This window comes from Winogradskyella litoriviva (assembly GCF_013249065.1).
In the GTDB taxonomy this organism is placed as follows: domain Bacteria; phylum Bacteroidota; class Bacteroidia; order Flavobacteriales; family Flavobacteriaceae; genus Winogradskyella; species Winogradskyella litoriviva.
Window position 1 is genome coordinate 134539 of record NZ_JABRWQ010000005.1, and the last position, 15984, is coordinate 150522.

The following is a 15984-nucleotide window of genomic DNA, read 5'->3' on the forward strand; positions in this document are numbered from 1 at the left end:
TTTTGTGTTGAAAAGCATCTAAAGCTAATTAAACATAAATCATTTTTTTGACGGAAACACAATTTATAGAAGAATTAAAACTAAAAAGTACCAAGGCTTATGGTAAGCTTTTGGATGACTTTCAGCAAAAAGTCTTTGGTACTTGTCTTTCTTTTGTGCCTAATAAAGAAGATGCTGAGGATATTGCGCAAGAAGTGTTTGTGGAAGTTTTTAATTCTATAAGTAAGTTTAAAGGTGATTCCAAGTTATCTACATGGATATATAGAATTACAACAAATAAATGTTTAGAGTTTATTAGAAAAAAGAACACAAAAAAACGTTTTGCTTTTTTACAGTCAATAACAGGAAATGCGATTCCGATAGATAAAACGGATTATTTTACTGAAATGAATCATCCAGGAATTTTGCTTGAAAATAAAGAGTTAAGTGAAACCTTGTTTAAAGCGATAAATAGTTTGCCAGAAAGTCAAAGTGTTGTTTTTACACTTCATAAAATTGATGGTAAAAGTTATCAAGAAGTCGCCGAAATTACAAAACGAAGCTTATCTTCAGTTGAGTCTGTGATGTTTAGAGCAAAAAAGAATTTACAGAAAGGTTTAGAAAATTATTATAAAAAAGAACAATAATGCAAGTTTTTTAAAATTTATGCATCTAAAGCTATATATATGAAAACTAATGTTGAAATGAATAAGAAAATTAATGACGTATTTGATTCTGTTGAATCAATTCAAGAAGTCAAGGTCTCTCCTTTTTTTAAAGAAAAGGTGATGCATCAAATTCGTACTGCATCAGAAGATATACAAGACACTTCATGGTCTTGGTTTACACCAAAATTACAATTGGCTACTTTGGTATGTGTTGTGGTTTTAAATGTTTTAGCATTTAATAATTTAAAAGAATCTACTTATGATGAGAATGTGAGTAGTTTTGCAGAATCTTATGGATTATCAGTAAGTACAGAATCGTCTTTATTTAATTAGTTATGAAGAAAAATACATTTTTATACATTTTACTTTTCTTTCTAATTGTAGTTAATGGTTTTTTTCTGTTTAACTACATTGGAATGCGTAGTTTTGATGGACTAGAAGATTCTCGAAGAGACAAAAATTTTATAGTAAATGAACTTGGATTTAATGCTGAGCAATTAGAAGAATTTAATGATAAGAGTAAAGGTCATCATGAAACAATGACGCGTTTTTCTGAAGAGATTAGAATTCTAAAAGATCAGTTATTTAGTTCATTGACTGATGATAATGTACAAGTCGCTACTATAGATTCGATTTCTTCATTAATATGTGATATAGAAACTTTAAAAGAAAAAGAGGTTTTTTATCATTTTAAGATGATTCAAGATATTGCAGATGATGAGCAAAAGGAAAAATTTAAAAGTATATTAAAGGATGCTTTAAGGCGAGGTGATAATGAAAATAGGCCACCACCAAATGGTGCGGAAGGTCATAGACCACCTCCTCCAAACGATGGAGAAGGACATAGGCCTCCACCGAGATAAGATTAAATATTTAGTAAAAGACTTTCAACATAACGAAGGTCTTTTTTTTGTGTTTTTTTTAACATAGTTGCACACAAGTTTATTAACCGCATTCACATCTAAATTTAAGTATCAATATAAACTCAAAAAATATTTAGATATGAAAAAATTTAGAGTAAAAATTAGACTTTTATTAGCAATTATATTGCTTAGCTTCTCAATTATAAGTTTTAATGCTTGTAGTGATGACGATTCAATATCTGAAAATGCAGATTCAGATACGGATGATGATACATTAACAGATTTAGCAATCAGTTTTGTGTTAACAGATACAGGTCAAAATGTTTTTTATGATGATGATGGAAATGAAATATCTACACCCAGTGCTTCAGAAGATTATTACGGCCAAGATGCACAATTTACAGGGATTGAGTCTTCTTTTCAAGATAATGGAGATGGGACAGTAACTGATTTAAATACTGGATTAATGTGGCAACAAACACCAGACTTTGAAAGACACAATTATTATGATGCTTTTGATTATGTTGATGATCTAGAAACTGGAGGTTATACAGATTGGAGACTTCCAACAATAAAAGAATTGTATTCTTTAATTAATTCTAATGGTAGTTTAGATGCTACTTCAACATCAAACTCTCAACCTTATCTCTATGATGATTATTTCGATTTTGAATACGACCAAATGATGTCGTACGCAGGTCAATATTGGTCGAGTACAAAGTATGTTAAAGGAGGTTTGCAAGACATAAATATGGAAGGTGCTTTTGGTTTCAATTTTGCAGATGGCCATATTAAAGCTTACGAAACAGGGTTGTATTTTGATGGCAGCACTGGAGTGGAAAATCCTGGTTGTTTTGTTAGAGCGGTTAGAGGAGAAGAAAATATATATGGCGTAAACAGTTTTAGTGATAATGGAGATGGAACTATATCTGATACAGCTACAGGCTTAATGTGGCAACAAGTAGATGATGGAAATACTTATGATTGGAAAAGCGCCCTTGCATACGCCACTAATAGTGAACTTGCAGGCTACACAGATTGGCATTTGCCAAATACAAAAGAGTTACAAAGTATTGTAGATTATGATAAAACTACATTCCCAGCAATTGACGAAACTTATTTTTCTTGCACAGATGATGATAGTTGGTTTTGGACTAGTACAACGCAAGGCGATTTTAAGTATACAGCTTGTTATCTAGCATTTGGTAAAGCTTACAGTAAAGATAATAGCAGTGCAACCGAATATTACGATTGGCATGGAGCAGGTGCTCAGCGTTCTGACCCAAAAAGTGGAGACATAGAAGACTATCTTTTAGAATCTGTAAATGCGGTTGATTCACTTCGTATCCAAAACTACGTAAGATTAGTGAGAGACATAAATTAACAAAACAAATACTGAAATGCTGATTGAGGTCATTTTAAGAGAAATGAAATATTTAGTCCTTTGCATTGAGTTTTGGTGAAATTTATCAGAATCAAAAGAAAATAAATAATTTATAATAGAGCAGATTATGCCAATTAAAAGTATAAAGGGTTGTATAGGTTGCGAAGAGTGCATAAAAAGCTGTCCAACTGATGTTATCAGATTAAATCCTGATTCTAAAAAGGCAGAAATATTATACCCAGAAGACTGCCAAATTTGTCATTTATGTAGAATGTACTGTCCAGTTGATGCTATAACCATTACACCAGACAAGTCTATTCCTGTGATTGTTTCTTGGGGCTAAAATCCGTATCATGAAAACAAAAAACTATATTATCAAATTTTCGGCACTTATTTTTACATTTATTGTAGTGCCATTGTTCTTGTATTTCTCTGGAAATTTTGAAAGAAGAAATATCTTAATGGAAACACTTTCCATAGTTACTATTTTAGCGTTTTCATTACTGCTTTCTCAATTTTTTACATCCAGATTAAATTATAAATTAATGAAGCAAATTAGAATGGTCAATGTTGTGGCTATTCATAGATTTATTGGTTACATTTTTATTTCAGTAATCTTACTGCATCCATTTTTTATTATTGTTCCAAAGTTTTTTGATAATACTTTAACACCAACAGATGCCTTTGTGCGATTGATAACAACGTACAACACTACAGGCATTATTCTCGGGTTAATTGCTTATGGAATCATGATTATTCTAATGGTTACAGCATTTTTTAGATTTAAAATGAATTTACACTATCGCACATGGAGAAGCTTACACGGTTATTTAACCTTACTATTTGTAATTACAGCTACTTGGCATGTAATTGATATGGGAAGGCATAGCAACGGTTCATATACACTGTTTTATCTTCTGGTTGTGGCAACAGGAATTTATTATGTAATGAGAAAGTACCTATTTAAAAAAACAGCAAAAAAATGACAACAGAATCTAAAAATATGTCAAGACGAAAGTTCATCACATTAGCTGGAGCTGGAGCAGGATTCGCAGCTATGGCAGGATTTGGAATGAATTTAGATTGGGCTTTAAACAAGCCTGAAATTGATACAGATGCATTAGGTATTAACAAGATAAGTACAGATGTTTTGGTTGTTGGCAGCGGAATGGCTGGCTTGTTTGCTGCTGTAAAAGCACATGATGCTGGAGCTAATGTAATGATGGTTTCTAAAGGACGCTTGGGAGCTTCAGGACAAACGCCATTTGCCAAAGGAATTTTTGCCTATGATAAAGACAAAGAAGAAATAAGTATCGATGAATTTGTCGCTAAAGTATCGCGTTCTGCGCTTGGTACAAACAATCAGGCTTATACCAGACAACTAGCAGAACATTCATTGGCACGAGTAAACGAGTTAAGAGAATGGGGATTTTTTGAATCTTCCTTGTACAATAAAAGCTTTAGTAAACCCATTGAAGAACGTAATATTCCTCTTCAAGAACGTGTAACCATTACACATTTAATTAAAGAAGACGAAAGAGTTGTAGGAGCAGCTGGTTTTAGTATTGATGAGCAGAAAGTGTTGTTTTACGAAGCAAAAAGCGTTATACTTTGTACAGGAGCTGGTGGTTTTAAACCTAACGGATTTCCTATTTGTGATTTAACCCACGATGGTACAATAATGGCTTATGATATTGGAGCAAAAGTCACTGGAAAAGAATGGAACGACGGTCATCCATCGAGAGGAGAAAATCCGGCAGCTTGTTACGATGGTTGGGGAGATATGTTTGAACAAAAACCAGGCACAACAGGTATAGAAGTGCGCCATGATCTTGGTGTTGATATGAATTATATGGCTTATATGAATGGTGGAGCTGCTCAAATGGGACCTCCAGGAATGGGAAATCAGGACAATAAAGTCAAAGGAGGACCTTTTACGCCAGAAGAATTTACAAAAAGAGACCGTGGAGATGGACCACCTCCAGGTGGTGAAAATAGAAAAAGACCTCCAAGAAAAGAACGTGAAGATGGACCACCAGGAATGGGAAGAGGAACTGTTGTTGGTGGTTCATCTGCAGGTATGTCAATTCATAAAGCAGAGGGATTGGTGCCAATAAATGATAAATGCGAATCTACAATTAAAGGGTTGTATGCAGCAGGTGATGCTTTGGGTTCTTATATGGCAGGAGGAATATACACACAAATAGGTTCTTCTCTATCTGGCTCTGCAGTTCAAGGAGCTATTGCAGGCGAAACGGCAGCTAATTATAGCAAAAATGTGAAATCGCATAGTATTTCAACTTCAAAATTAAACAGTATTGAAGAAGAGATTTTGGCACCGTTAAAACGAGAAGCTGGTTATAGCCCAGCTTGGGTAACACAAACCTTGCAGAGTATTATGATTCCAAATTTCATCATTTACATCAAAAAGGAAAACCTAATGAGAGCTGCTTTGGCTTATGTAGAAGAATTAAGAGATCACCATGTGCCACATTTGAGGGCTTCAAACTTACATGAATTGCGTTTGGCGCACGAAACTAAAAATATGGTTATTAGTGCAGAAATGAAATTGAGGGCATCCCTAATGCGAAAGGAAAGTAGATGCAGTCATTACAGATTAGATTACCCAGAAATGGATAATGAAAATTGGCAAGCATGGATTAATATCTTTAGAGGAAAAGATGGCACAATGCAGCTAGAAAAGCAACCTTTTGATACTGTGAACCAAATAAACTCTGTTAGAAATAAAGAGACTGTATAATTTGAGGTTTACAAAAATCTAGAAGTTTGTTTTTTAAGTTTTTTTTAACTGATGTACTCACAAGTTTAATAAGAAAACTGCATCTAAAACCATATAATTTAAAACTTAAAAAGATGAAAAGTAACACATTAAAAGCAGTAGTATTAGTATTTGGAGTAGTATTGTTTATGTCAGCAAATGCATATGGTCAGTCTGGAGATAGACCAGAAAGAAAAGAACCACCAACTTTTGCTGAGTTATTAAAAGAAATGGATGCTAACGAAGATGGAAAATTGGCCAAAGAAGAATTAAAGGGACCTCTAAAAGATGATTTTGCTAAGATTGATACTGATGAAGATGGTTTTATTTCTGAAGAAGAATTTAAAAATGCCCCAAAGCCAGAACGTAAAGAGCGCAAAAGAGATTAATAGTGATTGTTTAGATTGATTGGTTGTAAAGGCTTCATAAGAAATTATGCAGCTTTTAAAGCATTAAGTTATTAAAAACGTAAAATTAAAAATCTAAGAAAAATGAATAATGTAAAAAAGAGTATAAATATTGTTTTTATAGTCACAATTTTTAGTGCGGCATTGTTGATGTTTAACGCTTGTAGTGACGATGATAGTAATGAAAGTTCTTGCGTAACAACCACATGGTATCAAGACTTAGATGGTGATGGTTTAGGTGATCCAGATATTAGTCAAGAAGCATGTGATCAACCAGATGGTTATGTTGCAGATAATACAGATACTAATGATTCGGACGATTCAGACTTTGAAGCTACAGATTGGACAGAAGCCACGCATAGTAAAGATGCTGATCCAGATTTTGATGAAGTATTTGAAGATAATTCCGTAAAACGAATAGATTTTGTAATCAGTGAAACGCGTTGGCAAAGTATGCTAGATGATATGACAAGTCTTTATGGAACTTTTGGAAGTGGAAATGGTTCATTCTCAGGAGATGAAGAAGATCCAATTTTTGTGCCAGCTGAAGTTTTTTATAATGGAATAGAATGGTATCGCGTAGGTGTTCGATTTAAAGGAAATTCTAGTTTAGCGAGTTCTTGGGCTAATGGAATTCTAAAACTGTCGTTTAAGTTAGATTTTGATGAGTTTGAAGATGACTATCCACAAATTGATAATCAACGTTTTTATGGATTTAAAAAGTTAAGCCTTAAAAACAATTATAACGATAAATCTATGATGAGAGAAAAAGTAGCAGGTGATGTTTTTAGAAATGCTGGTTTAGTAGGTTCACATACGGCATTTTATGTGCTCTATGTGGATCATGGAGATGGTCCAGAATATTTTGGAGTTTATACATTGGTAGAAGAAGTTGATGATACGGTTTTAGATACCCAATTTTCTGATGATGATGGTAATTTATATAAGCCAGATGGTGATGCAGCTACTTTTGCAGCAGGAACTTATGATGAAGATGAATATGTAAAGAAAACGAATGCAGACGATGCTGATTTTTCAGATGTTCAAAGTTTATTGTCCATAGTTAATGATGCTTCAAGAACGACAGATGCAGCAACTTGGAGAACAAATTTAGATGCTGTTTTTGATACGGATGTATTTTTAAAGTATTTGGCGGCTAATACCGTTATTCAAAATTGGGATACTTATGGTAAAATGTCACACAACTACTTTTTGTACAATGATCCAGATACCAGTAAATTAACTTGGATTCCTTGGGATAATAATGAAGCACTAGAAGATGGTAACCAAGGAGGAGCATTAGCTCTTAATTTCTCAGATTTAGGCAGTAGCTCATCATGGCCACTAATTGGTTACCTATATGCGGATGATGTCTATAAAGCCAAATATGATACTTATTTGCAGGAAATTGTGGATGATGCTTTTAATGTGAGTAACATACAAGCGCAGTACGCAACATATTCAACATTGATTGAGCCTTATGCGACCTCAGAGATTGATGGCTATTCATTTTTAAATAGTAGTTCAGATTTTCAAGCAGCAGTGAGCGAATTAAACTCGCATGTGGTTTCACGTGCTTCGGCTGTAAGTGCATATTTAGATTAATAAATAATTGAGTTTTTTAGATTGATTATTAGTTTATTTGTAAGAGCTTCGTGAGTAATTGCGGAGCTTTTATTTTAAATATTAGAAATAGAAAATGTTCAATTAGAAGAATTAAAGATGAGAATATTTAGGAAAATAAGAAAGAATTTACTGATTTCAGGAAAAATAAAAAATTATCTGCTATATGCTCTAGGAGAAATATTACTAATTGTAATAGGTGTATTAATCGCATGGAAAATCAATAATTTAAATGAATTAAGAAAGAACAGAATTGTAGAACTAAAAATTTATCAATCTTTAAATGAAGAGCTAAATTCTAACCTAATTTTATTAGATGCTTCAATTGCTAGTTATACTAAGAATACATTGGCGATAGAAAAGACAATGGATATAATAGTACAAGAAGAAAAAAATGAATTAGCTTTAGATGACAAGCTAAGTATTATTAATGTGGACTACAAAGCTACTAAATTACATAATGGGTGAATACCACAAACAAATTTGAATTTATAGAAAGCACAGTGCTTAAAGACCTTATTGCAGCATACCCTAATGAATTAGATAGTTTTGAAAGTCAAGAAACAAAAATTGAAAATATTATTGTAAACCGATTACAACCAGCTATCGAAAAACATATTTCCTTAATTGATATACTTACTAATAGAGAGTTAAAAAGCAATAATATACAACGATTTTCTGGTCAGTCAAATTACTTCAGTCTACTAACAAGTAGAGAATATCAAAACTGTTTGGTAGACCGATTATTACAGACTGAAATTCAACTAAAAAATGCTATAAATTTAAGAGACAAAACACAAACTATTGCCTCTAATTTGCATAAGGAGTTAAAGGATTAATGTGAGAGATTTTCTTTTCAAAAAAAATAAAAATTGAGCACAAGTTTTTTTTAAACAATGCATCTAAATATCTATTATCAATAAAATCAAACCTAAAAAGAATGAAAAAAAACATTACTCTACTATTAATTTTCATGTTATCAATGCATGCATTTTCGCAAGATTTGTATGATATTAATACCATTCAGACCATAGAAATCCAGTTTGCAGAAAGCAATTGGGATGCGTTGCTAGATGCAGAAAAAGCTGGCGAAAATAACTATACGGAAGCCACTTCTGTGACTATAAATGGAACGGTTTATAACCAAGTTGGTGTAAAGTATAAGGGGAATAGTTCTTATAATGCTAATCAAATAAAGAATCCATTTCATATAGAATTAGATACTTATGTAGATCAAGACCATCAAGGTTATACAGATATAAAGCTGGCCAATGTGATGTTTGATCCTTCTTTTGTGAGAGAAACAGTAGCCTATAATATTGTTAATCAATACATGGATGCACCAGAAGCGAATTACGCAAATGTGTATGTAAATGGTACTTTAATCGGTTTGTACACTAATACAGAGTCTATTTCAAAGAAATTTGTAAACAAGCATTTCGACTCTAACGATAATGCTTTTTTTAGTTGTAGCCCTCCAGATGGTGCAGGACCACAAACAACAACACTGCCAAATTTGGAATATTTGGGTACAAGTTATACAAGTTATGATGATGCTTATGAAATTAAATCTAATGATGAAGATGATCCTTCAGTCGCCTTAGCACATTGGGATGATTTAATAGATCTTACGTATACATTAAATTACGATATTTCTAATATAGAAGCCGTTTTAGATGTAGATATGGCACTATGGATGTTGGCTTTTGATAATGTAATTGTTAATTTAGATAGTTACATTGGGCAGTTTAAGCAAAATTATTATTTATACAAAGATAACAATGGGCAGTTTAAATCTGTAGTTTGGGATTTAAATATGTCCTTTGGTACTTTTGCAATGACAGGAGAAAGTAGTGGTGGTCCTGGTCCAGGTGGAGGAGGAAGCACTCTAAATTCCACCACTCAAAAAGCGCAATTAGATTATTTGCTGCATGATACAAGTACTAGTTTTCCTCTAGTTTCTAAATTATTGGCTGTGCCTAAATATAAGAGAATGTACTTAGCACATTTTAAAACGATACTTACTGAAAACATTAGTAATTCTAATTATTTAACGCTTGCAAATGATTATCAAGCCATAATTTCTGCTGCAGTTGCCGCAGATACAAACAAATTTTATACGAATTCTCAATTTACAGGAAATATTAATACGGACTATAGCTTAGGTATGAATACAGCACCTGGCTTAACTAATTTAATGAGTGCTAGAAGTTCTTATTTATTATCACAATCAGATTTTACAAATACACAACCTACAATAACTAATTTAGGATCTTTAGTAGAAGTGCCTATAATTGGAGATGTAATTACAATTACGGCTAATGTTACAGATACTAACGATGTGTATTTGGGATACAGAACAGATGAAACAGTTCCATTTACTAAAGTATTAATGTACGATGATGGTGCACATAACGACGGTGCTGCTGGTGATAACGTATATGGTGTTGATGTTACTATTAATGAGTCTTATATGCAATATTATATATATGCAGAAAATAGTAATATTGGTGCATTTTCACCTGCAAGAGCAGAGCATGAGTTTTATACTGTAAATGCAACTTATACAACATTAACGGCAGGAGATTTAGTTGTAAACGAAATATTAGCATCTAACGATACTGGTGAAACAGATGAGCAAGGCGAATATGAGGATTGGATAGAATTATACAATACATCAGATGAAGCTGTAAGTTTAGATAATTTATATTTATCAGACGACGCAGAAGATCCATTAATTTATCAATTTCCAACGGGTACAACATTAGAACCAGATAGTTATTTAATTGTATGGTGTGATAAAGATACTGAACAAGGTGATTTTCATGCAGATTTTAAACTTTCATCGGGAGGAGAAACAGTAATTTTATCTTATGCAGACGGAACAATATTAGAGAATATTACTTTTGGAGAGCAAACTACAGATTTAGCTTATGCCAGAAATCCCAATGGTACAGGAGATTTTGTAATACAAGAACCAACTTTTAATGCAAATAATGAAGGGTTAGAAGAATATGAAGTTTTAAATGTCGGAGATTTAGTTATAAATGAGATTTTAGCTTCTAACGATTCAGGAGCTACGGATGAGCAAGGTGAATACGAAGATTGGATAGAATTATACAATACAACAAATGAAACCCTAAGTTTAGATAATTTATATTTATCAGATGATGCAGACGACCCTTTAGTTTATCAATTTCCCACAGGAACAACTTTAGAGGCAGATAGTTATTTAATTGTATGGTGTGATAAAGATACTGATCAAGGTGATTTTCATGCCGATTTCAAATTTTCATCGAGTGGTGAAACTGCAATTTTATCTTATGCAAACGGAACAATTTTAGAGAATATTACTTTTGGCGAGCAAACTACAGATATGGCTTATGCCAGAAACCCAAATGGTACAGGAGATTTTGTAATTCAAACTCCAACTTTTGCAATGAATAACCAATCGTTATCAATAGATGAGGTTTTATTTAATGACGGATTAAGGTTCTATCCTAACCCTACTTCAAATTATTTAGAGATAGAAAACTCTAATTATAGTATTGAAACCGTAAAAGTTTATAACCTTCAAGGTCAGCAATTGCTTAATAACCAATATCTAGATAAAAATTCTATAACGCTCGATTTTACTGCATTCTCAAAAGGCTTGTATATGGTAGTTGTTAATGAAATCACAGTATTAAAAATTGCGAGAAATTAATTGTAATTTATAGAGGTACTATTTATTTTATTAGAAAAAAAAGCTCAAGAATAATATCATTCTTGGGCTTTTTTATAGTGGCTACATAATTATTTTGAAATAGAAAAAGTTGAAAATTATAGCGTTGTTCTTTTGTGATTTTTTTAACAACATTACAAACAAGTTTATAACAGAGAAAGCATCTAAAGCTATATAACTTTATAATTAAAACCACACAAAATGAAAACAATAGAAAGAAACTCAAAATTCCTTTTCATGGTGTTAACTTTTAGTATTTCTATACTAACTTTTAATGCCTGTAGTGATGACGACAACGATGTTAACGTTATAGTGTCAGAAGATATTGAAATAACCGATACCAATTTATCTGGCACGGCTGAAGGAGATACAGATAACTCTGGTTACGACGAGGACGATTTAGTAGAAAATGCAACTTTTGAAAATACAGTGCAAATTGTGTTCTCTAATACTTCTGCAACAATTACAAATCCTGTTCCTGATGATGTGATTATTACACAAGATGGAGCAGATATTACCATTAATTCTTCAATTTCAAAAGTAGCTTACGAAATTTCAGGTACAACAACCGATGGAATGCTTAAAATTTATAGCGATAAAAAGTTTAAGCTAACACTTTCTGATTTAAGTATTACAAATGAAGACGGTCCTGCTATAAATATTCAATCATCAAAAACAAGTTTCGTAATATTAGAAGGTACTACCAATTTAGCAGACGCTTATAGTTACAGTAATATTCCAGATGATGAAGATGCTAAAGCTGCTTTTTTTAGTGAAGGACAGTTAGTATTTAGTGGTTCAGGAGAACTAGTAGTTACCGGAAACTATAAACATGGAATTGCTAGTGATGATTATGTAAGAGTTGTTAGTGGAACAATTACGGTAAGTGATGCGGCTTCAGATGCCATACATACCAATGATTATATTATTGTAGATGGAGGTACACTACTTTTATCAGCAGCTAGCGACGGTATGGATTGCGAAGAAGGTTATATTATTATCAACGACGGAACCTTTAATATAAATGTTGTTGATGACGGAATTGTAGCCTCTTACGATATAGATGATGAAGAAGAACCAGACGATTCTATTATGCCAAATGTAACCATAAATGGTGGTGATTTTGTAATAAATACTTCTGAAGGTGAAGGCATAGAAGCCAAAGGAACAATGACCATTAATCAAGGTACAATAAACATCAATTCATACGATGACGGTCTTAACGCAGGTGATGATATATACATTAACGGAGGAAATATTTATGTTTACACCACACTTAACGATGCTATTGATAGTAATGGAGGAATTACCGTTACAGGTGGTACAACCATTGCCATAGCAGTTAGAATTGACGAGCCAGATGGTAGTTTTGATTGCGATGATAATACATTTAAAATTACAGGAGGAACAATTTTAGGATTGGGCTTAAATACTTCATTCCCAACTGAAAGCGAAAGCACGCAAAATTCTGTGATTTTTGATGGTGTAAGTGCTAACCAATTATTACATATTCAATCAGAAGATGGAACAGAAGCGCTTACTTATCTAGTACCAAATAGAGTAAACACAATTATATATTCAAATGCTAAATTAGAATCAGGGCAAACCTATGATATTTATACAGGAGGAACCGTAAGTAATGGAACTGAACTTAACGGATTATACACTTCTGGGACTTATAGTAATGGAATAAATTCAGGTGATTATTTTACCATAAATAGCACAGTTACACAAATAGGAGGAGATATGGGACCTACAGGAGAACCAACTAACGGAGGTCCTGGTGGACATTAAAAATAGAATTATGAAAACTAATAAAACTAAAATAATATTTACAATTTTGGTGTTTTTAATAAGTATAACTGCGTTTGCGCAAGAGCCACCAGGCGGTCGAGGAGGAAGAGGGCGTGGACAAGGAGGACCACCAAATGGAAATAAGCCAAATGCATCAGAAATTTTAAAATTATTAGATTCTAATAATGATGAATTAATAGATAAAGAAGAAGCTGCAAATGATGAAAGAGGTAAAATTGCAAAAGATTTTGATATCATAGACGCTAATGAAGATGGATTTATAGATTTAGAAGAGTTAGAATCAGCATTAGATAGTTCAAAACCAAGAAAAGTATCTGTAAAAAAGTTGTTAAAGGAGGTTGATCAAAATGAAGATGGTTTATTAAATGAATTAGAAGTTGCTGCAAAAGATAAGCGTGATTTAATGGAAAGTTTTTCTGAAATTGATGAGAATAAAGATGGCCAATTAGATAAAGATGAACTTGAAGCTTTTTATACTCCTAAAGAAGAGGATAAGAAGAAAAGAAAAGAGAAGAATTAATAAGGTTTAATAAGTTTTTTGTAAATTAAAAGATAACAACAAATCAAATTAAATGAAGTACTCGATTTTTTCTAAGTCAACGTTCTTTTTATTAATGATTGCCGCACTAATAGTAAGTTGTAAGCAAACTGTTAAAACGGAAAGTGAAGGCCCAAGCAATCACCCTCAAGGTGGACGACCAAATGTGTCTGAATTAATATCTGAAATGGATGTCAATAAAGATGGTAAACTTTCAAAATCTGAAGTTCATGGACCATTGTCTAATGATTTTTATAAGATTGACGCAGATAATGATGGTTTTCTAACTGAAAAAGAATTAGAAAATGCACCTAAGCCAGAAAGAAGAGAACCAAGACAAATGGATAACTCTAATAATGTTCAAAAAGATTTAGAAGTAACTATAAATGTAGACCCTTCTTTATTTATAAAAGAGAGTTTATTAAAAGATATCACTAAAGAAGAACGAACACTTGCAGATGGTACTAAAGCACTTTGCTATATTATAACAACGGCTTCTCAGCCACAAGAACATAATATGGGGCCATGGTGTCCTACACATATCAATGATGGTAAAGACAAAGGCGGTATGTGGTTTAAAGATGATAAAGTGTATGATGTAGATGGTCATTTTATAGCTAATCTTAAAGATTTTTATAATGATGAAGAATGGGCACTATTTAGAGAAGATGGTTCTATTAAAGTAACTGATAGCCAAGATGAATGTGAAGCAGCTGCAAGACCAGATGTAGATGAAAAGTATCATAATTACTGTGTGCAATGTATGCCAGATTATTATAAAGAGAAAGTGTCTACTTATGTCATTCCTGTAAAACCTATGTATTTAGAAAACTCAAATCCTTTAGGTGGCAACGGAATTGGTATAGCTTTCAATGGTGTTAATTTTGATGCCTCAGCACCTACACACGCTATTCTCGCAGCACATACATTAGCACCTTTAGATGATGCAGGCGGACACGTAAATCCACATTCTGGATATCATTACCATGCGGTAACTGGCTCTACTAAAGAGGTTGCACAAAAAGATGTACATGCACCAATGATTGGTTATGCCTTAGACGGTTTTGGGATTTATGCACATACAGATAGCATGGGACATTCAGATAATAATTTAGATGACTGCAACGGTCATTACGATGAGGTTAGAGGTTATCATTATCATGCAGGTTCTGCAGGAAGTAATAAAATTCTCGGTTGTTTGCATGGCATTAGCGGCTCGTTAAGTGTTTCAAATTAATTAGTAATTAAACAGAATAAAAATTGAATCAGGTATAAAAGAGTTTGCTGTTTGAGATATTATCTTAAAAGGTGCTTCAAAAAAAAATGTGTTTTTCTGCGCAAGTTTTTTATTAAAATCACATCTAAAGAATTATAAGCTTAAAACAATACACTAGCTATGAAAAATATATTTAAATTAATATTTCTTACAATTACAGTTTTTTCTTTAAACCTGGCCTGCTCATCAGATGATGAATCCTCAAGTAGTGTTGCAGATGATGTGGATGATACAGATGATGTTGTGGTAACTGAACTTCATGCAGCCTTTGCTGAGTTTAATTCAGATGCGGTTACTGTTATGTTGTCAGATGACGGAACAGATATTTATATAGAAACCACAGGTTTTCCAAATCACACCTCAATTTATTGGCACCCAGACAATGAGCTGTATATAGATGAATCTCCCCAAGGTGTTGTGAAAACAACACAAGACACTTACATTGGAGGTGGTACAGGAGAGGCTTCTAGCTTTACCGTTGATGCTTCACCAGATTTAGATGGTGCTACCGTGGCAACGGAATTAAATACCATTGGTATTGCAGTTAGTGGAGCAGCTATATTTAATGATCAAGAAGGCGCTGGTGATTTGGATCAGGCTGCTGGAAGTTTAGATTATAATGGTGCCCACAAAGGACCAGGTGTTTACCATTATCACTTAGAGCCAAAATCAATTACAAATGATGACGATGCGTTAGTTGGTATTTTACTAGATGGTGTCTTTTTATACGGAAGAAGAGATTACCCATCAAATGAATATCCATCAGATTTAGATGCTTCAGGAGGACATTTTGGGCCAACACCTCACAATGAAGATGGTGAATATCACTATCATATAATAAACGAAGAATACAATGCACCTTTATATGCCTATGATGAAGCTATTGTTCTGTTTGCAGGCCCATTTCAAGGTTATTAAAGATAATATT

16 protein-coding genes are annotated in these 15984 nt (G+C 32.9%); all 16 read left to right on the plus strand.

Features of this window, described 5'->3' with window-relative positions; translation table 11 throughout:
• Positions 1-47: 47 nt before the first annotated feature.
• Positions 48-626: an RNA polymerase sigma factor gene (locus HNV10_RS12025; RefSeq protein WP_173301633.1), complete on the plus strand. Its 579-nt coding sequence runs from the start codon at positions 48-50 to the stop codon at positions 624-626.
• 39 nt (positions 627-665) lie between these two features.
• On the plus strand, positions 666-980 hold the full coding sequence (locus HNV10_RS12030) for a hypothetical protein (protein ID WP_173301634.1): 315 nt from the start codon (positions 666-668) through the stop codon (positions 978-980).
• Between the two features lie 2 nt (positions 981-982).
• Positions 983-1510 carry a hypothetical protein gene (locus HNV10_RS12035; RefSeq protein WP_173301635.1) on the plus strand — a complete coding sequence of 176 codons (528 nt, stop codon included), beginning with the start codon at positions 983-985 and terminating at the stop codon, positions 1508-1510.
• Positions 1511-1649: 139 nt separating this feature from the next.
• Positions 1650-2894, plus strand: coding sequence for an Lcl C-terminal domain-containing protein (locus tag HNV10_RS12040; protein WP_173301636.1), 1245 nt, complete (start codon positions 1650-1652; stop codon positions 2892-2894).
• Positions 2895-3021: 127 nt separating this feature from the next.
• A complete protein-coding gene (locus HNV10_RS12045; protein WP_173301637.1) occupies positions 3022-3237 on the plus strand; it encodes a 4Fe-4S dicluster domain-containing protein in 216 nt (71 codons plus the stop codon).
• Between the two features lie 10 nt (positions 3238-3247).
• Positions 3248-3880 (plus strand): ferric reductase-like transmembrane domain-containing protein, encoded by a 633-nt coding sequence (locus tag HNV10_RS12050; protein WP_173301638.1) that lies wholly within the window; start codon positions 3248-3250, stop codon positions 3878-3880.
• A 17-nt stretch (positions 3881-3897) separates the two neighbouring features.
• Positions 3898-5655 (plus strand): FAD-dependent oxidoreductase, encoded by a 1758-nt coding sequence (locus tag HNV10_RS12055; RefSeq protein WP_206675997.1) that lies wholly within the window; start codon positions 3898-3900, stop codon positions 5653-5655.
• A gap of 113 nt (positions 5656-5768) precedes the next feature.
• Positions 5769-6062 (plus strand): EF-hand domain-containing protein, encoded by a 294-nt coding sequence (locus tag HNV10_RS12060; RefSeq protein ID WP_173301640.1) that lies wholly within the window; start codon positions 5769-5771, stop codon positions 6060-6062.
• A 102-nt stretch (positions 6063-6164) separates the two neighbouring features.
• Positions 6165-7685 (plus strand): CotH kinase family protein, encoded by a 1521-nt coding sequence (locus HNV10_RS12065; RefSeq protein WP_241695504.1) that lies wholly within the window; start codon positions 6165-6167, stop codon positions 7683-7685.
• Between the two features lie 117 nt (positions 7686-7802).
• Entirely contained in the window at positions 7803-8171 is a 369-nt protein-coding gene (locus HNV10_RS12070) for a DUF6090 family protein (RefSeq protein ID WP_173301641.1), read from the plus strand.
• Entirely contained in the window at positions 8168-8542 is a 375-nt protein-coding gene (locus HNV10_RS12075; protein WP_173301642.1) for a hypothetical protein, read from the plus strand. Before HNV10_RS12070 ends, HNV10_RS12075 begins: the two co-directional genes overlap by 4 nt.
• 101 nt (positions 8543-8643) lie before the next feature.
• Positions 8644-11409 carry a CotH kinase family protein gene (locus tag HNV10_RS12080; RefSeq protein WP_173301643.1) on the plus strand — a complete coding sequence of 922 codons (2766 nt, stop codon included), beginning with the start codon at positions 8644-8646 and terminating at the stop codon, positions 11407-11409.
• 219 nt (positions 11410-11628) lie between these two features.
• Positions 11629-13221: a carbohydrate-binding domain-containing protein gene (locus HNV10_RS12085; protein WP_173301644.1), complete on the plus strand. Its 1593-nt coding sequence runs from the start codon at positions 11629-11631 to the stop codon at positions 13219-13221.
• 10 nt (positions 13222-13231) lie between these two features.
• Complete coding sequence (locus HNV10_RS12090) at positions 13232-13762, plus strand: EF-hand domain-containing protein (RefSeq protein ID WP_173301902.1); 531 nt, start codon at positions 13232-13234, stop codon at positions 13760-13762.
• Between the two features lie 52 nt (positions 13763-13814).
• Positions 13815-15017 (plus strand): YHYH protein, encoded by a 1203-nt coding sequence (locus HNV10_RS12095; RefSeq protein ID WP_173301645.1) that lies wholly within the window; start codon positions 13815-13817, stop codon positions 15015-15017.
• Between the two features lie 159 nt (positions 15018-15176).
• Positions 15177-15974 (plus strand): YHYH protein, encoded by a 798-nt coding sequence (locus HNV10_RS12100; RefSeq protein ID WP_173301646.1) that lies wholly within the window; start codon positions 15177-15179, stop codon positions 15972-15974.
• Positions 15975-15984 lie beyond the last annotated feature (10 nt).